Source organism: Vibrio wakamikoensis (assembly GCF_050337275.1).
Taxonomy (GTDB): Bacteria; Pseudomonadota; Gammaproteobacteria; order Enterobacterales; family Vibrionaceae; genus Vibrio; species Vibrio chaetopteri.
The window spans coordinates 78609-95904 of the sequence record NZ_JAKJST010000018.1 but is presented as its reverse complement, the minus strand read 5'-3'; the positions used below and the strand labels follow the sequence as shown (position 1 = coordinate 95904).

The 17296-nt window shown below is 46.0% G+C and carries 15 protein-coding genes; 9 read left to right on the top strand and 6 right to left on the bottom strand.

The features are described from left to right. Window positions 1–240 precede the first annotated feature (240 nt). Window positions 241–1788, bottom strand: a complete 1548-nt coding sequence (locus tag L4C42_RS09855) for a DUF3612 domain-containing protein (protein WP_418642738.1) — start codon at window positions 1786–1788, stop codon at window positions 241–243. Window positions 1789–1944: 156 nt separating this feature from the next. Here L4C42_RS09855 and L4C42_RS09850 point away from each other — a divergent pair, with 156 nt between their 5' ends. Next, window positions 1945–2517, top strand: a complete 573-nt coding sequence (locus L4C42_RS09850; RefSeq protein ID WP_353499934.1) for an aldolase/citrate lyase/malate synthase family protein — start codon at window positions 1945–1947, stop codon at window positions 2515–2517. Window positions 2518–2591: 74 nt separating this feature from the next. Here the strand turns inward: L4C42_RS09850 and L4C42_RS09845 are convergent, their stop codons facing one another. Then, on the bottom strand, window positions 2592–3614 hold the full coding sequence (locus L4C42_RS09845; RefSeq protein ID WP_353499933.1) for a GGDEF domain-containing protein: 1023 nt from the start codon (window positions 3612–3614) through the stop codon (window positions 2592–2594). Between the two features lie 221 nt (window positions 3615–3835). Then, on the bottom strand, window positions 3836–5086 hold the full coding sequence (locus L4C42_RS09840) for an NADH:ubiquinone reductase (Na(+)-transporting) subunit B (protein WP_353499932.1): 1251 nt from the start codon (window positions 5084–5086) through the stop codon (window positions 3836–3838). 142 nt (window positions 5087–5228) lie between these two features. On the opposite strand from L4C42_RS09840, the gene L4C42_RS09835 reads away from it, so the two are divergent. The 3 genes from L4C42_RS09835 (at window position 5229) to L4C42_RS09825 (ending at window position 9014) form a co-directional block, all read left to right on the top strand. Next, a complete protein-coding gene (locus L4C42_RS09835; RefSeq protein ID WP_353499931.1) occupies window positions 5229–6575 on the top strand; it encodes a DASH family cryptochrome in 1347 nt (448 codons plus the stop codon). Between the two features lie 91 nt (window positions 6576–6666). Further along, on the top strand, window positions 6667–8217 hold the full coding sequence (locus L4C42_RS09830) for a cryptochrome/photolyase family protein (RefSeq protein WP_353499930.1): 1551 nt from the start codon (window positions 6667–6669) through the stop codon (window positions 8215–8217). A 41-nt stretch (window positions 8218–8258) separates the two neighbouring features. Then, window positions 8259–9014 (top strand): SDR family NAD(P)-dependent oxidoreductase, encoded by a 756-nt coding sequence (locus tag L4C42_RS09825; protein ID WP_353500163.1) that lies wholly within the window; start codon window positions 8259–8261, stop codon window positions 9012–9014. Here the strand turns inward: L4C42_RS09825 and L4C42_RS09820 are convergent. Continuing rightward, on the bottom strand, window positions 8997–9149 hold the full coding sequence (locus L4C42_RS09820) for a DUF2256 domain-containing protein (RefSeq protein WP_353499929.1): 153 nt from the start codon (window positions 9147–9149) through the stop codon (window positions 8997–8999). The two genes, L4C42_RS09825 and L4C42_RS09820, sit on opposite strands and share 18 nt — an antisense overlap. A 157-nt stretch (window positions 9150–9306) precedes the next feature. Between L4C42_RS09820 and L4C42_RS09815 the strand changes: the two genes are divergently transcribed. Further along, a complete protein-coding gene (locus tag L4C42_RS09815; protein WP_353499928.1) occupies window positions 9307–10107 on the top strand; it encodes a PhzF family phenazine biosynthesis protein in 801 nt (266 codons plus the stop codon). A 78-nt stretch (window positions 10108–10185) separates the two neighbouring features. Beyond that, window positions 10186–10422, top strand: a complete 237-nt coding sequence (locus tag L4C42_RS09810) for a GNAT family N-acetyltransferase (protein WP_353499927.1) — start codon at window positions 10186–10188, stop codon at window positions 10420–10422. Window positions 10423–10514: 92 nt separating this feature from the next. Here L4C42_RS09810 and L4C42_RS09805 read toward each other — a convergent pair whose 3' ends face one another. Beyond that, a complete protein-coding gene (locus L4C42_RS09805) occupies window positions 10515–12353 on the bottom strand; it encodes a heparin lyase I family protein (protein ID WP_429760310.1) in 1839 nt (612 codons plus the stop codon). Window positions 12354–12905: 552 nt separating this feature from the next. On the opposite strand from L4C42_RS09805, the gene L4C42_RS09800 reads away from it, so the two are divergent. Next, on the top strand, window positions 12906–13748 hold the full coding sequence (locus tag L4C42_RS09800) for an alpha/beta fold hydrolase (protein ID WP_353499925.1): 843 nt from the start codon (window positions 12906–12908) through the stop codon (window positions 13746–13748). Window positions 13749–13772: 24 nt separating this feature from the next. Here the strand turns inward: L4C42_RS09800 and L4C42_RS09795 are convergent, their stop codons facing one another. Beyond that, window positions 13773–14867: a DUF3541 domain-containing protein gene (locus L4C42_RS09795; RefSeq protein ID WP_429760307.1), complete on the bottom strand. Its 1095-nt coding sequence runs from the start codon at window positions 14865–14867 to the stop codon at window positions 13773–13775. Window positions 14868–15163: 296 nt separating this feature from the next. Between L4C42_RS09795 and L4C42_RS09790 the strand changes: the two genes are divergently transcribed. After that, on the top strand, window positions 15164–15319 hold the full coding sequence (locus L4C42_RS09790) for a hypothetical protein (protein ID WP_353499923.1): 156 nt from the start codon (window positions 15164–15166) through the stop codon (window positions 15317–15319). 686 nt (window positions 15320–16005) lie between these two features. Continuing rightward, window positions 16006–17262 carry an MFS transporter gene (locus tag L4C42_RS09785; protein ID WP_353499922.1) on the top strand — a complete coding sequence of 419 codons (1257 nt, stop codon included), beginning with the start codon at window positions 16006–16008 and terminating at the stop codon, window positions 17260–17262. Window positions 17263–17296: the final 34 nt, after the last annotated feature.

Here is a 17296-nt window from a genome sequence, read left to right as displayed (position 1 = left end):
AAAAAGTTGGCACGCATACTGCATTAACTATAGCGACCCTTTTTAAGCCGAGGGTCACCTAGCCAACTGACGTTGTTAGTGAACCTATTTTGTTCACACTTGTATATAGCCAGTCACACATGTTTTGTGGCTGGCTTTTTTTCTTTCTGAGGTCAGAAAGGCTATTTCCAAGCCTATTCCTTCCCTTTGTCTGATTAGCCTTCCATTGTTAAATCTTTCGCTTGCTACGCCTTGTACGTATCAAACAATGTCTCCAAGTGTTTGACCAGCGTCATCCTGACAACCTTCATAGCAACTTGGCTTACGTGGACAAACAGCGCCTCGAGAGCAGATTAATCGAGCATCGCCATCAATACCACGTTCCACCCAGTTGATATTCAGTATCTTAGCGACGGTTTGCAGATCTTTCTTGATATGGCGTGGAATGATGACACTGCCACCGCCTTCAACGCACGAGCGCTTAAGTTCGCTGGCGATGTCTAATGCATTGCCACCTTGAGCATCAATTGCTGGATTGAGATCGATACCTGCACACAGTACTCGATTATTACCCGCAGGATCGGTCATGTTGATGGACTCACAACAATAGATCCTTGGCTCATCACCGACATTCAATATAGATATTTGCGCCGATGAGCCATTTTGCGGCTCAGACAGTCTTCTAAATACTGCCCAGTGTTGGCAGGGGTCATTAACCATCCGCATATTTCCCCACGGAAGCGGAATACCATTTCCGCGATAGACCGCTTTTAGCTTCCCCGGCCCATAAGCATCGAAATAGTGCCAGTGTGGATATGGGGACACAACGGTCATGCGGCGCATGGCGACCGAAGGGGACACTCCGACACGTTTATGAACATCAATCTCATAGCCGCTTCGGTCGAGCAGTTGCCTAAATGGTACTTTGGGGCAGAGTAGAGCCCCTGCAAAGAAACTGGATTCAAAATCGCGCCATGCTTGGAGGATGTCCTGAGAGTTGAGTGCAGAAGAAGATTGATGAGCCGCACTGTCGTCCCAAGTATTTTGGTTGCCAACGCTGAGCACACTTTTTAATCCCTCATCGCGATGCAGAATGCGATGGCCAATATACACCGCCAAATCGTACTTTAGACGTGTTGGGTAGGCTTTAAGGATTTCGTTGAGGTAGATAGTACCAGGTGGCTCGAAAAACGACGTCACCAATTGTTTGGCGTTCACCCCGAGTTCATCCACCACATCTTTTGGTGTCCGGTTTACCCATTGCACGCGCAGCCCTAAATCGCTTGCAATATCAATGAGATCTTCAATCGAGAGGTTGAGTCGTTTCAAGCCAACGTCTTCTGCGGCACGCTCAAGATCGGGAAAGTGGTTCTGCAAACTTTCCTGATGAGCACGTATCAACAAGTGGGCAAATTGACGACCGGTGATCCCGGTTTGCGAGAGCATTTCGGGAATGGCGATTTGCAAAATGTCATTGGAGAACAAAAAGCTTGGCTCAAGTGCCATACCACTTATCCCGCCGCGATTTCCTTTTACTGGGGTAATTTCATCTGGTTCGGGTTCATTGTCGAGAAACCAAGCAGGATCTTTTTGAAATACTTCTGCGATCACCTCCAGCATGTCGATGCTAGGCACGCGCTTTCCACGCTCAATCATCGACAGGTAAGAGACGGAAGGCGCGTACTCGGGGTTGACTCGAATACAACGCGCAGACAGATCTTCCATGGTTAAGTGGTTACGTTTTCGTAGGTTACGAACTTTGGTGCCCAAAAAATGGGACTGGCGGATCAGACTTTTTGACACTGGCATTTTGTAAAATTCACATTGTAAAATTTTTGTTGTGAAATTGTAGTCAAAAACACGCTAGTCTACAAAGTATACAAATCACAAAACGAATATAAATTTAAACATCCGTTTGGGTTGATTACTCTAATTTGGATCTAGCAGCAGTAAGAGGGACAGACTATGAACATGCTGACATTCGATAAAACAGAACTTCATAAGAACCATTCAACCTTTATCGCAGAAGCCGTGTTCGCCGTCGAGATGGTTAAAGCTGATGAGCAGATGGAAAAACAAAAGATGGCGAAACAGCTGCTAGACACCCTGTTTCCATTAGAGAAAGGCTCACACGAAGATGTGGTGAGTTACGAAATTGATTATCGCCACGTACAGGCGTATTTCAAAAATGGTGAGCACACAGGACTCAAACGCGCTAAGCATTTTGTGGCTTACCTTGGCGATAAATGTGCACCAGAAGGTATTTTGCTTCGTGATGAAAGCGGCACTCACCTAGAGGTTACGATTGGTCGTCGTAAAGGTACTGGCAATTTAGAGCTGGTAGAAATTGAAGACATTCAATTGGAAACATGTACTACGTTTGGTCAGTCAGAAAACTGTCACGCCTCGGGAATTCGTCACTGGGTTAGTTTAGTGAAAGGTGATGAGCAAGGACGACCAAGCGCTTGTAGTGAGGACAAAGAGTACACCGCGAAAAATGGAGATGACTATACGCTAGGATTTAGCTTCGCATTTTAATTCACGCTAGCACGTTTATTATTACCGCATTTTCCTTTGGTAGTATTGCCCCGCCTTAACGGTGGGGCGTTTTTTTAGAACGGCATCACTCGGTTACGGCCAGAGCGTTTAGCGTCATAAAGCTGTTTGTCTGCACGGTCAACCAGCGACGCGTAGCTGTCACCGGCAATGAATTCTGCCACGCCAAAAGAGGCGGTAATGTTGCCGATCTTTTGGCCGTTCTTACGATCTTTAATCGTCATTTTCTCAATGGCTAAACGCAGGGCGTCAGCCATTTGTCTTGCTACACGTAGTGATTTGTTCGGTACAATCAGTGCGAATTCTTCTCCACCGAATCGATAGGCAGTAATGCCACCACGACAAGCTTGCTTCAGACGCTGAGAGATGCCTTTCAAAATGGTGTCGCCGAACAGGTGTCCCATTTCATCGTTGAATTTTTTAAAGTGGTCGATATCTAACAAAATCAAACTAAGTGGCTGCTTGGCTTCGCAAAACATGGTCAAGTCGGCATCGAAAGCACCGCGGTTATACAGCGAGGTTAAGCTGTCGAACATGGCGTTGCATTGGACTTTTGCTAGCTGAGATTTGAGTCGGCTGATCTCGTCGCTGGCGTTTTTTAGTTGTCCGTGTATAAAGTCTGTGGAGTGCCTAATGTCATTGGCTTCATCGACTAATTGTTTGATGAGAGGCATGACTTCATCAAGGGTAGGTGCGCGCTCGGCAACCAGGCTTGAAGACAAGCCGTCAAAGCTATCTTCAAGTGCTTGTGAAAAATCGCTGGTATCGTTAAGTGCGTCATCCATCGAGCTCGACATTTCAGTCACAATCGCTTCGAGGTTTTCTTTTAAACCTTGAAGATCTACTTCTGCTTTTTCAGCAATATGGTTTCGATAAAGTGAGGCAGAATTGACAGGCGGGAGGACTTCGTAATCTTTGAGTATGGCGTCCATATCGGCATTTAACTCAGGGATGGTTTGATCCACATAGGTATACCACAACGCGTAATTTGCCGGCGTCGCAGGTACGTGATGTTTAACCATCAGCGGCACCGCCTTTTTTAGGTTGGCGGCCGATTTCTGAAAATCGTTTCTCTTCATAGTCCCTTCGTTGTCCTTAGCTCATTCCGATAAATGCCATGATTTCTTGTAGTTATTTTTACTGTATAGCTATCCAATTATCCAATGAGATGAGTAAATTGTCACTTTCGGATCCTCAGTTTTTGAAAATAGACACTAAAAAAGGCGTGATCTTGCTTCCGCAACAGCATTCTTATAAATGCTGTTGCAGTTTACAATTTGCATTGGACGCTTTTTGAGCGTTATTGATTAAGCTTGTTCATCCTACGTGTTCGGCGTTTAACCATAGACTCTTTGACGACATGATCGAACAGCGGAGCAAACAGATTCGCGAACAAGATAGCGAGCATGATGCCTTCTGGGTAAGCAGGGTTGAGTACGCGTATAAATATTGTCATGACGCCTATCAACACACCATAAGCCAGTTTTCCCGAGTCAGTAAATGCAGCGGAAACTGGATCGGTCGCCATAAAGAAGGTACCAAACGCGACGCCACCAATCACAAAGTGCCACCATATCGGCATGGAGAACATAGGGTTGCTATCTGACCCAATCAAATTGAGTAAAGTCGCGGTAGCGGCTAGGCCAATCAATACGCCAAGCACAATACGCCAAGAGGCGATGCCTATCGCAATCAAGAATAGTCCAGCAAGCATGATGAACATCGTCGATACTTCGCCCATGGAGCCTGGCAGGTTGCCAATAAAGGCATCACTCCAAGATCGCGTTTCTCCGGTCATATTATTGATAAGCGCACTTTGACCACCTTCATACCATTGGCTCAGTGGCGTTGCGCCCGAATAACCATCAGCAGCCACCCACACCGTACCGCCAGACATTTGAGCGGGGTAGGCGAAATACAAAAAAGCCCGCCCGGCGAGCGCAGGGTTTAAGAAGTTACGTCCTGTTCCTCCAAACACTTCTTTTGCAACCACTATCCCGAAGGTGATGCCAAGCGCCGCCTGCCACAACGGAATCGTGGGGGGTAAGATGAGTGCAAACAGGATAGAGCTGACGAAGAAGCCCTCGTTGACTTCGTGTTTGCGGACGATAGAGAACAGCACTTCCCAAAAACCGCCGACGATAAATACTGTGGCATAGACAGGCAGAAAGAACAGTGCGCCGTAGAACATTTCACTGCCCCAACCAGCACTGGCCAGTGCCTCCGGTGACCCAAATGCAAGAGATAGACGCCAGCTTTGCTCAAAAACTGGTACCAGTTCATCGAGCGTGTAGGTGACACTAAGTGCCGCTGTCGCTTGATTACCTATGTTGTACATTCCCCAAAACATGGCTGGGAACACTGCGATCCACACCATGATCATGATGCGTTTTAAGTCGATGCTGTCTCGTAAATGAGTGCGGCCTTGGGTTACGTGGCCAGGTGTATAGAAAAGGGTGGCGACAGCTTCATACAGTGGATAGTAAGTTTGGTATTTTCCTCCTGGTTCAAAATGTGGGGCGAGATTGTCGAGTGTTTTTTTGAGTGCCATAACGCTAGCCTCTTATGGTTTAGACATACTTTTTACGTGTGTACTTCGCGAACCGCCCACTCATTGACTAAGCTAACAAGCGCGTCTGTACGTATGTGTAAAGACTGCCCACGCTTAACGCAACGAACATAGCGAGAAAAAGATGGCCATCAAACGAGGATTGTATTGGTTTTATAACGACTTGCGGCTGCATGACAACGCACTGCTTGCTAAAGCGGCTAGAGAGGTTACCTCTCTTCACTGTGTGTTTCTCCCGGAACTAAAAACGCAGTTTGAACGTCGATTTTTGCCAGTTGAAATCAATAATGATGCTAAGCAGCACTTTGCAATGCAGTCAGTTGGAGAGCTCAATCAGTCCCTCAGACAGATTGGGCAAGTGCTCCACAAGTTGGAGGCCGATAGCCTTGGGGAAGCATCGCAGCAGTTAAGCGAGTTGATTGGCCGCTACGACATTACTGACCTGTTCGTTGCACAAACAGCTAGCTGGTACGCTGAGACCGTGGTGGAGCATTTGGCTCGTCAGCACCCAAGACTCAATGTACATAGAGAAGAAAGCCACAGCTTGTTTAGTGCAAACACGCTCCCTTTCGGCTTATCTGATTTGCCCGATTCATTTTCAAAGTTTCGAAAACTGATAGAAAAGCAGCCCATTACCCTTCCCGGTAGTACGGTGACTGAGCTACCACCTCCGATTAATAACCGCCAAGGACTACCAGAAGCGTACGGGTGCTTCGAGCAGGCGTTAGATTTTGGAGAACAAGGCGTCCGTGGTGGTGAGCTTGCAGGACTGGCACATGTGCGAGGATATTTCGAGACGGATGCCGCGCTTAGTTACAAGCAAACACGCAATGCGCTGGATGACTGGCGAAGCTCGACTAAGTTTTCGTTGTGGCTTGCCAATGGCAATGTGTCACCGAGAACGATTGTCAGTCAACTGCATCGTTTTGAAAGGCGGTTTGGCGCGAACGAGTCGACCTACTGGATTGTGTTTGAGCTGCTGTGGCGTGAGTACTTTCATTGGTACGCTCGCTGTCATGGTGCAAGATTGTTTGCGTTTTCAGGTATTAAACACAAGTCACCTCTAACTTCATTTTATGCACAGCGATTTCGGCAGTGGGTAAACGGCACCACTCCTTATCCGGTTGTTAACGCTTGCATGCGTCAGCTCAAACAGACAGGTTATATGTCTAATCGTGGCCGCCAGCTGGTGGCCAGTTGTCTTGTCCACGAACTCGCCATTGATTGGCGACACGGCGCTAATTACTTCCAGCACACATTGATTGATTACGATGTGGCCTCGAATTGGGGGAATTGGCAATACTTGGCAGGTGTCGGGGCAGATCCCCGTGGTCATCGTAAGTTTGACTTACAAAAACAGACACAACTCTATGATCCTGATGAAGTTTTCATCCGTAAATGGGAGGGTGATGGCATATCTATGAGTGTAGATGCAGTAGATGTGGTGGATTGGCCACTCGATAACGGCTAAATGACACGAATAAGGTGTCGCATCATACAGACTGAGTCAGATATCACGGGCAAAACTGACTGCCACCATACAACAGAAAAGGAGAGTAGCGATGGCGTATCAGACGGTTCGACTCATATTGGGTGATCAACTCAACTTACAGCACTCTTGGTTTTCGGATGTTGAAAATGGCGTGCTCTATCTAATTGCCGAACTTAAACAAGAATCAGAATATGTAACACACCACATTCAAAAGCAGGTCGCTTTCTTCCTCGCCATGGAGTCCTTTGCTAATACGTTGGCAGAGCAAGGGCATCATGTGGAACATTTAACGCTTGATGACAGCGCTCGGTTTGAATCGCTAGACGAACTCATTTTCGCAAAGTGTCTACATCATGGCGCTGACTATTTTCAGTATCAAAGACCTGACGAATGGCGCTTGCTCAAGCAACTGAGACAAATCGCATTGCCAGATATTGCGGTGAAAGAGGTGGATACCGAGCACTTTCTGTTGCCGTTTTCAGAGATAAAAGCACTGTTTCCGAAAGGGAAAGCCATCGTTATGGATCGCTTTTATCGGAAAATGCGCAAGAAGCACGGCATGTTGATGGAAAGCGAAGATAAACCGCTTGGAGGAAAATGGAGCTTTGATGCAGACAACAGAAATAAGCTTAAAAGCAATGACTTAAATGACTTACCTGCGCCTCTCCTTTTTGCCAATTCGACGGACGATGTCATCGATCGCATGGTTCGACACGATATCGAGTCCATCGGAGAGATCGGCCAACAATTGCTGTGGCCTATTAATCGGGAGCAATCGCTCAACTTACTCGCCCATTTTTGCCAGATCTGCCTACCTAACTTTGGTCGCTTTCAAGATGCGATGACGGCGGAGCATGAGTCGATGTGGAGTTTGTATCACTGTCGGTTGTCTTTTTCACTCAACAGCAAAATGTTGTCTCCGTTGGAAGTGTTGTACGCCGCTATCAATACCTACTCCGAATCAGAGGGCTCGATTAGCCTAGCGCAGGTGGAAGGTTTCGTGCGTCAAATATTGGGTTGGCGAGAGTACATTCGTGGAATGTACTGGAGCAATATGCCGGAGTATCAGCACAAAAATGCCCTTGAAGCACATCGGGCTTTACCCAAGTTCTACTGGACTGGGGAAACGAAAATGCGCTGCATGCAGCATGCCATCTCTCAATCGCTAGAGTTTGCTTATGCGCATCATATTCAGCGCCTTATGGTCACGGGTAATTTTGCACTATTGACGGAAATTGACCCCGACAAAGTCGAGGAATGGTATCTCGGAATTTATGTCGATGCCATCGAATGGGTCGAAATGCCAAATACGCGGGGAATGGCCTTGTACGCCGATGGTGGGCTTATTGCGACAAAGCCGTATTGCTCAAGCGGTGGCTACATCAATAAGATGAGTGACTATTGTGGTGGCTGCTATTACAACGTAAAAGAGAGAAGCGGCGAGCAAGCTTGTCCGTTTAACGGCTTTTACTGGCGTTTTATGCACAAACATCGTGACAAACTAGCAAGAAACCCACGTGTTGCGATGATATATCGCACCTGGGATCGAATGGCGCCGGAAGTCCAAGACGAGCATCTGACGACCGCAGAAGCCAACTTAGCTCGAATTGATGAGCTATAAGTCGTGAAACTGTTTAGGAGCAAGGGATGTCAGATTTAGGGTTGAACGTTTTGATTGTTGGCGGCTCAGGAGGCATTGGATGGGCGCTATGTAAGACTCTGTCTACACTTCCCAACGTGACAGTAATGGCAACCTATCGACAAGGTGTCCCGAAAGAAGCGGAAGACTATAGTGACATTGTTTGGCTGCCTTTGGATGTTTGCGAGCCTTCACAATACGCGCCTCTGGTTGAAGGGATAACAGAGGTTCTATCCGGGGTGCAAGATAAGGGCGTTGAGCAGCCTGCTCGCCTAGATTGGGTCATAAACTGCGTTGGCCAGCTTTCTATCGACCAAGCGCAGCCAGAGAAAAATCTCAAATCTATTGAGGCTGAGCGGTTTGCAAAAGCGATGCAAGTCAACACATTGCCGACCCTGCTTCTTGCTCAGTATTTACAGTCTCTATTAAGGCGATCCACTGCGCCTCGTTTTGCAACGATTTCAGCTCGCGTTGGCAGTATTAGTGATAACGGTTTAGGGGGCTGGTATAGCTACCGCTGCTCGAAAGCTGCACTGAATATGGCGCTAAAAAATATCAGTATCGAGTGGGGGCGATTAATGCCCAATTCGTGCACGGTTGCTCTTCATCCGGGGACAACCGATACCTCTCTTTCAAAACCCTTTCAAGCTAATGTACCCGAGCACAAACTGTTTTCAACGGACAAAACTGCGCGATTGCTCATAGGTGTGTTGATGTCGCTGCAGCGCGAGAACAATGGCCAGTTTCTTGCCTTCGACGGTTCACTGATCGAGTGGTAATCGATGTTTGTTAGAAGCGCAGCGCTTTGAGCAATATTTTACATCATCCCAGCAGCTTCGCCATTTCTTGCGCCAGTTAAAGTGGCGACGACACACGGGGCACAATTTACTTGGGAGATGAGCTTTGCTGTGCATAGGGCACTCACGTCTAGCTAGGTAAGTTGATATACGAAACCTGGCCGCAGATAGGTGCAAATGTGACTATGATTCCGTGGTTGCGTCAGGTTTATTGAGATATTCGCTCGTTTATTATCTATTCTTTACACAGCAGTGGTGTAAAAGGGTCATTCTTATGAAACTCGATATTTATCAGGTAAACGCGTTTACCGCCGAGCCGTTTAAAGGCAACCCCGCAGGGGTTTGTGTTACGCAGCAGCCGCTGCCAGCATCATTGATGCTCAATATCGCAAAGGAAATGGCGATTTCAGAAACCGCATTTTTGTCGCTTAGCGATAACCGACTTCGCTGGTTTACACCGCAAGTCGAGGTCGCGCTATGTGGTCATGGCACTTTGGCTACGGTTAATGTATTAGATGAGCTTGGATTGCTAGGAGAAGGAGGGGAGTTTACTTTTCAAACTCTGTCTGGAGAGTTGTCTGCTCAAAAATCTGGTGCGCGGATTTCAATGGACTTTCCTTTGTACCCGCCGCTCCCGCGGGCATCCATCTCAGTCGAGCGTTTGGCAGCGTTAGGGCTAAGCAGCGATGATATTGAGTTTGTTGGAGAAGTAGAAGGCGGGAAAGATTTCCTAGTGTTGAAACATGAAGACAGCTTGCACCATCTTCGTCCAAACTTTAATGCGTTATTAGAATCGGATGGTCGGGCAGTGATCGCTACGGCGCAATCTTCGAGAAGCGATGTAGATTTTATTGCCCGTTACTTTGCTCCTTGGGTTGGGGTGAATGAAGACCCGGTCACGGGATCCGCCTACTGCGCTCTCGCCCCATACTGGGCAGAGAAACTCGGAAAGTGTTCCCTTGTGGGGTACCAGGATTCAGAGCGAGGTGGTTACGTCGGTATGATGGTGAAAGGCGAGCGCATTGAACTGTGTGGACAAGCTATGACCCTAATTAGGGGTACGATTGATGTCTAATACTGGTTTTCTATTTTCATGACGCGCTGATTTTCTGTAGTCTTTGCCTTTCTATCCCGGCGTGAATTTGGAGACTTTATGATTGAACACCAACAAGAGCGTCAACGTTTTGTGGTTGCGAAAGATGGCCACGAGAGTGTGTTGGAGTATAAATTAAACGGTAACAGCATCAACTTTACTCGTACTTATGTGCCTGAAGTATTTCGTGGGCAAGGTATCGCCAAACAATTGGTTGATAAGGGGCTGGAATGGGCTCGCGCGGAGCAGTTTGATATCGAAGCAGACTGTTGGTACGTGGCGAAGTTTTTAGATTAACTGAAATTTTTAGGCTCAATTAAGGCTGCAGAGCGACTTTGTTTTAGATCGGCGAATCGTCAGTGACGGTTCGCCGATCTGCTTATTATTGGTTATCGATTCGGATCAAAAGGATAGGGATCAAGCCCATTACTCTCCCCATCATTGTCACTATCGTTATAAATACCATCTACGGGTGCCCGTCCCCACTCTTCCAACGAGCGGTTAATGGCTTTAGACACAGAGACGTTGTCAAAATATACGGTTCTCGCGTCACGAATCTCAGTGTACATACCAAGCTTGGTATAACCGTTGTTGCCAATCAGCAGCGTTTTACCCGCACGATCGAGTTTCAACTCACCATTTACCCAGATCATCACACGACCATCAGCATCTAACGACTTTTTGAAATAGACCCGTATGTCCGTCCAAGTGTCTTGCGGCGCAACGCCAAGATCTACTGTGGGGTAATTTTTAGCGTGGTAGGTCAGTTTAAAGTCACCGTTGTTGCTCAGTCTAATAGCACCATGTGGCCCTGAACTAAAGGATTTCCACTGCGTAACGATGATGGAGTACTTAGTGATGTTTTGCCATGATGCATCAGGGCGAATGCTGGCACTATAGTAGTAGTCATCCCCCGGCGCGAAGTTGTAATCGCTGTTCATAAAGGCAATTTCACTACGATACGCGGGTGGCTCTCCATAAAATTTGAGCACATGCTCACCGGTTCTTGCCCAAGGGACGTTCTCTACTTGGTAATAGTGGTAGCTCGCTGGCTCTTTTGTCAGTGAGTCATAGCTACTTGAAAATGAAGCAGTCAGCGCTTGATTCAACCCAGATTGAGGGTCACCATTTTCGAAGCCGGCAGTGTAAATAGGGGCTGCATCCTCAATAGGTGTCGTGCGATCTATTTGGACGCTTACCCATTCTGATTCGGATAAATTGAAACCATCATCAACGCGGTAGCTAAATTCATCAAGACCGACAAAATCTACAGAAGGTGTATATAGGACTCTGCCTTCTGCGACACTAATGGTGCCGTAGGTTGGCTGTTCTGACAGAATGATGGTGAGTTGATCGTTTTCAGGATCACTATCATTGGCGAGCACGTCACACAGTAACTGCTGATTTTCAGCGCCTACGCATTGATCCGGCTGAGTGCTGGTGGTGATATTTTCTGAGCGTGTTGGGTCGAGTGGGTAATCATCATCGACATCGGGTACACCATCATTATCATCATCGGGATCTTGGTTGTCACCAATACCGTCTTTGTCTGAATCTTTAGTTTCTGTTGGGTCGTTAGGGAAGGCATCTTCGGCATCGACAACACCGTCACCATCAGAATCCTTTGATAGTGGTGACAGGTCGAATTGTATTCTATCGACGCGCACAGAGCCGTCTCGGGCAAATAAGGTGAAAGTGTGTTCGCCTGCAGTGAGGTAAATCGTGTACGGTTCGGTCTGCTCAAAATTTCGTACTACCCCTGAACTGGATAGGAAAGGCATTTCCACTAAGACATCCCCTCCCTCATGCAGCTCGACAGAGCGAACTGTTGTCGAGGTTGAACCAAGCCACGCTGAGAACTCATAGTAACCAGACTCTGAGACATTCACGGTATAGTTCATCCATTCATTTCGACCAAACCAGCCGACATGGACTTTGCCATCGTGAGTAGAGAAATCCACCCCTTCGTTTCGATAATTCTTTGAACCTAGGTTATCCACTTCTCGATCCGAGTAGGCAACACCTTGACCACCGAGATCGAAGTCTTCCGCTTCAATGACGGTAGGGAGCTCATGAAACGGCAGAGCCCATTTGGTTGGATCCCAAGGAAAAACATCCAAACTGTCATTGATACCATCTCCATCGGTATCGTTAGCCAACGCTGTTGTCGACGCACAGGCAAGCGCAACGGCCATCACCAGTGTTCGTTTTTTTATGGTTGTGGACATAATGCCACTCCTTATTTATAGGTAAGCAAAGCTTCACCGCCAAGCGTACTTGGCGGTGGATATTGAAAATAGGAGTGCACTCACCTTCAACATAGCGAAGTTAATTTATATATCAAACTGGGTTTATATTGGCCTGGTGAATGGTTTATTGAGTCGGGTAAGTAAATTGAATATCTATTGTCGCTTTTTATATTAACAACGAGAAAGTGACGGTTTTGACTATTTAGGCCTTGTCTCTCTGAGGGTTAAATGAAGTCGGAGCTAATCTAAGTGTGCAAAGCCAATGATCTCTGGAGCTAAAACTATGATTTTGGTTCCGCACTTGAGGGGGCTTATTGGGGTAAGTTGTATAGCGTTTAAGATAGCCCACCTTTCGCTATCTATCAGTTGTTAATAGTTTTTATATCAATAAGTTGTGCTACGCGTTTTCTCAATGTTCTATTGACCACTAATATGTCGTAATTTGGAACAAAAATCCCTTCATCCCCTTCTAGTACAGGTAGTACCAGTTTGATATGCTAAAAGCGGTTCGGTGGTTTGGAGAGAAGTAACATGATGCGGAAGAATTGGGCACTGTTTGTACCCGCAATATTACTTGTAGGATGTAGCAAACCCGAAATGGATGTCAGTGACGCGCAGTTTCAGTCTCATCATGGCGAGCAGGTCGTGATAGTGCATGGTTTAGCTCGCAGCGCTTGGTCGATGCAAAATATGTCGAAGGGCATTGCAGATCAGGGTTATCAAGTTTGTGTTGTAGACTATCCAACGCTGCGTCAGCCCATTGAAAATACTTTGGATAAAAGTGCCGATGAATTGTCACGCTGCATCTCAGAGTTTAATGACTCTACTCAGAAAAGAGATAATCAGGCATTGGCGCAGCATGCTTCTGGTGAGCACGTTCCTACCAATTTTGCGCTAAAAAATCACGCCAAAATCCATTTTGTTGGTCACTCGCTGGGTGGGTTGGTGATTCGCTCTTATCTTGCTGAGCACCCTGACTTTGTTCATTCTGAGCAAATGGGTAATGTGGTCTTTGTAGGCACACCTAATCATGGCAGTGATGTTGCTGATTTCTTTTCTGATACCTGGATGTTGTCATTAGTGGGTGGAACCGCAGAATCATTGACGACAAACCCAGAGAGCTTTCCGAACCGTCTTCCGCTTCCCAACTATAACTTTGGCGTTATCGCTGGCACACAAAGTTACCCGGTGTTCAATGGTATGTTTGCCAAAACCAATGATGGTTTGGTGTCCGTTGAATCAACAAAGTTAAAAGGCATGCAAGACTTTATCGAAGTCGACATTAAGCATGACAGGTTGCGCCGAGATCCTTATGTGACCGGGCTTATAGTGCAGTTTCTTCAGGTAGGACAATTTGAACCTAGCCGTGAATGAATTAACGGCTGACGCTTCTACTTTCTATGCTGCGGGTCGCACGCCGTAAGGCAACTGCTTGAAGAGCTTTGGATCCGATGACACATTCGGACCGATATAGGGTGCTCTCCAGTCAAGCAACATAATGGCGAGTACGTTGCGATGCTCGCCATAAGCAAAATCGAAATCGCCAGATACTGATGGGATCATGCCATGTTTCTTATCAACGGCACGAGCGATAGCGGCGCGAGCTTTCTTTACAACAGGATCATCATGAAGTCCTGCTAACAAAAAGCTGATCCCCACTTCAGCAACAATATCTTCCTTGGTGTGCTTGATAATGTCATCGATGTTGCGACGGAAATAATCATAAATCCATTGATGATCTTTTTCGTTGACGGGGCGTTGATAGTAACCCGAATCCGCCAAAATGATGTGTGTCATACCATAGAGTTTGTTGCCAAACTGCTGCTTGCTTAGGCGGTAGTCTTCGCTATCTGGGTAAGTGCGTTGGAACGCGTCGACAAACTCAGAAACCAAATCTTGCTCCCCGATCTGTCGCAACCAATACGTTTGGTTGGCAAGTTGCGCAGCCCATGCGGTAATCATTGTCTTGTCAGTCAGAACGCTTTCAAAATCGTAGCTTCGAAGTACTTTGCGTAGTTTTTGATCAGACTTATGAGTGACTCCATATTCTTGCAATCTGGCAAGATACCGTAAAAGGTCGAGCCCCATATAGAAGTAGTCTGGGTTGTTTTTGGTTGCGGCATAACGGCGCTGACTGCGCTCATCTTTACCTTTTTTGTATTCATTTAAGCGAGCAAGCGAGTGCTGACGAATTGTTTTGGGCGTGGTGACCTCTGCAGCTATTTGATTTAATCGATCAGTGACATTTGCAAGGTCGACCAAAATAGTAGTGTGGTATTTCTCGTCTTGAGTTTGGCGGTACATACGTAACCCAAAATGCCCTTGTTTATAGGGAGATAGAGAGAATAGCTTGGACTCGTAAGTATCTTTAACCACGTTCGCGTATGCCTGAAGCTGATGCTGGCTAGGAGAGTTGTTCAGATCAAAGATACTAGCACCGCTTACCAAAAAGGCACTCAGAATTAGAATCAGCAGTCTTTTATTCAATAGCATAGCGTTTACCCAGTGGATCGAGATCTTCCAAGTGTAGGAACAAACCGACAGTGCTGTGTAATGGTTGGGTTAGACTTATTATTGTTGTGAATGTGTGGTGTCAAAATGCGCGAAAGTGAATAGACAATCTTGATTTATTGAGTGGGTGAATGGGTTAGTCTTTGTTATTTGTGGTGGTTATTTATACAGTTAAATGATGCTAATTCTTTGCTGATCTTTGAAAATCTTGTCTATGCTGAAAAAGCGAGGCACGGAGACTGCCTCGTAGAACAAGACTTTAGTAAGGAGTTTTCATAATGAAGTCATTAATTGTGTTCGTGCTAAGCACGGTATGTTCGTTTTTTGCTTTTGCTGATGATGCAGGTGCACCAGGCAATATCTGTTTAACTGATACGGGGCTGGTGGTAACTACTCATCTCGATACCTGCCCGAAAGACATGAAAAAACTTTAATCCGATTGAACCAGCATTCTGCTGGTTCAACTTTTGTACATCTTCGATATTTATCCTTTGTTTTATTTTATCATTTTGAATATCTAGCTATAGAAATCAACTTATGAATAAATTCATTTCCCCAAGTGGAAAAATACCGCAGTAAATTACCCGGGTATTTTACTGCGGTATTTTTATTGGGAATTAAATTAGGTCGGAATTAAATTTGCCCACTTCTATTCGAATTTTTGCTGGATGACATATTGTTCTATTTTTCATCATTATAGGTCAATATGGCTATAAAAGATGCTTATTTTTAACCTTTTTAGAACGTTATTTGCCCCATTTAGATAATTATTTAACGTTTGTTTAGCAATTGGCTTTTTCAAATTAGAGGATTTTATAATTTTGAGACATTGAGCATGACTATTTTTTCAAAATATTGATTCAGGCTATTTCAATATTTAAGTTTGGTAGTAAGTTAATAATCAACAAGCAAAGCGATATGTTCTATAGATAACATAAATAAATGTTACACACGAAGTAACATTTAATCTGTCGTCGTAGGGTTATTGTACTTGTTTGATACCAGTCAGAATGAAAGGCCACGGTGGCCTACTTATTTACCAGAAGGATGCTTGCTGAAATTTTGCGGTATGAAAGCAAACAGTGCTTTCAGACAAGCAAGAGGGATGCGCAGAATAGTTATGCTAAAAAATCTATTTAACAAACTTGGGATCGAACTTTGGTTCTCTGCCCACCTTGCCTACGGCTTTGTACAGCTAGTTTTCATTCCGATTGTCATGCCTGCCTTTGTTGCAGAGCGCACAGGCAGCTTTGCAAACGCTGGTCTAGCAATGGGGTTCTTCGGTGTTGCAGGTCTTGCAGCTCCAGTCATTGGTTTATTGGCCGATAAATTTAAGGCGCATCGCCTAGCACAGTTCCTTGGTATGATTGCGTATATCGTTGCGGGTTTCTGCTACATCGCAGCGGGTACAGATTTCAACATGATGGCAATTGGTTCGGTGTTCTTTGGTTTAGGTTCGGCGACATTGCTAATGCTTAACCCAGTGTTTATCGCGTTTGCAGGTTATGACAATAAGACGGAAGCATTAAAGCTAGGACGTATGGCGCAAGCTGCAATCATTGGTACGCTATTGGGTGGCGGCGCACTGGCTGCCCTAACTGATGGTGGTTTTGGCTACGAGACAAGCTTCTACACTATGATGGCGACTGTTGCGGTGCTGTCAGTGATTACTTTTCTAACCAATAAAGAAGCGGGTCAGCGTGTGCTGGATACGGCAGAAGCGCGTGAAAAGGCGGCGGCAGAAGAAGCTCAAGAGAAAGTGAACCTAATCAAAGTGATTTTCTCTAAGTTTGGTCTGTTTCTATTTGCGGTAGCGGCATTGTGTGCGGGTCAAGGTGCATTCCAAGCCCAGTTCCCTAACCTAATGAAAAATGCCTTTACGGTTTCAGAAGCCTTGTCGGCAACCAGCCTGTCAATTTCAGCGGTACTAGGTCTGATTATTGTTGTCGCAGCAGAGCGTTTCTCTGCGAAGTTTGGTCCCACAGCACTATTTAAGCTATGTACTGTCGCATCGATTGTGGTTATCGTGGCGCTATACTTTATCGCAGAGCTTCAGTTTATCCCTACAGTGATTCTGCCAATGGCTTTGGTCATTATTTACCTGCAAGGCATTACCGTTACAGACATGTGTTCACCAGCGGTTGCATCACGTTTGACGCGTGTTGGTGCAGGTTACACACAAGGTCTAATGATGTTCTTCATCTCAATCGGTTTTGCTACAGGTAGCGCAATCAGTGGCTTTACCGTTGAAGAATTTAGCTGGAGCGCACTACCGGTCGCGATTGGTGTACTGACAGCGATAGCGTTTGTTGCCATTTGGATTGTAACGCGTGACAAGCAATCATCAGATCACTCTGCTGACGCAAAACATGCGTAATCTAGTTTGATTTGAGCGATGAAAAAGGAGCGAT

Coding starts and splice junctions, on each gene's coding strand:
- L4C42_RS09785 (WP_353499922.1), top strand. CDS start 16,006: ATGCTAAAAAATCTATTTAACAAACTTGGGATCGAACTTTGGTTCTCT.
- L4C42_RS09840 (WP_353499932.1), bottom strand. CDS start 5,086: ATGGCACTCAAAAAAACACTCGACAATCTCGCCCCACATTTTGAACCA.
- L4C42_RS09820 (WP_353499929.1), bottom strand. CDS start 9,149: ATGCACAGCAAAGCTCATCTCCCAAGTAAATTGTGCCCCGTGTGTCGT.
- L4C42_RS09855 (WP_418642738.1), bottom strand. CDS start 1,788: ATGCCAGTGTCAAAAAGTCTGATCCGCCAGTCCCATTTTTTGGGCACC.
- L4C42_RS09850 (WP_353499934.1), top strand. CDS start 1,945: ATGAACATGCTGACATTCGATAAAACAGAACTTCATAAGAACCATTCA.
- L4C42_RS09810 (WP_353499927.1), top strand. CDS start 10,186: ATGATTGAACACCAACAAGAGCGTCAACGTTTTGTGGTTGCGAAAGAT.
- L4C42_RS09805 (WP_429760310.1), bottom strand. CDS start 12,353: ATGTCCACAACCATAAAAAAACGAACACTGGTGATGGCCGTTGCGCTT.
- L4C42_RS09800 (WP_353499925.1), top strand. CDS start 12,906: ATGATGCGGAAGAATTGGGCACTGTTTGTACCCGCAATATTACTTGTA.
- L4C42_RS09815 (WP_353499928.1), top strand. CDS start 9,307: ATGAAACTCGATATTTATCAGGTAAACGCGTTTACCGCCGAGCCGTTT.
- L4C42_RS09790 (WP_353499923.1), top strand. CDS start 15,164: ATGAAGTCATTAATTGTGTTCGTGCTAAGCACGGTATGTTCGTTTTTT.
- L4C42_RS09835 (WP_353499931.1), top strand. CDS start 5,229: ATGGCCATCAAACGAGGATTGTATTGGTTTTATAACGACTTGCGGCTG.
- L4C42_RS09845 (WP_353499933.1), bottom strand. CDS start 3,614: ATGAAGAGAAACGATTTTCAGAAATCGGCCGCCAACCTAAAAAAGGCG.
- L4C42_RS09830 (WP_353499930.1), top strand. CDS start 6,667: ATGGCGTATCAGACGGTTCGACTCATATTGGGTGATCAACTCAACTTA.
- L4C42_RS09795 (WP_429760307.1), bottom strand. CDS start 14,867: ATGCTATTGAATAAAAGACTGCTGATTCTAATTCTGAGTGCCTTTTTG.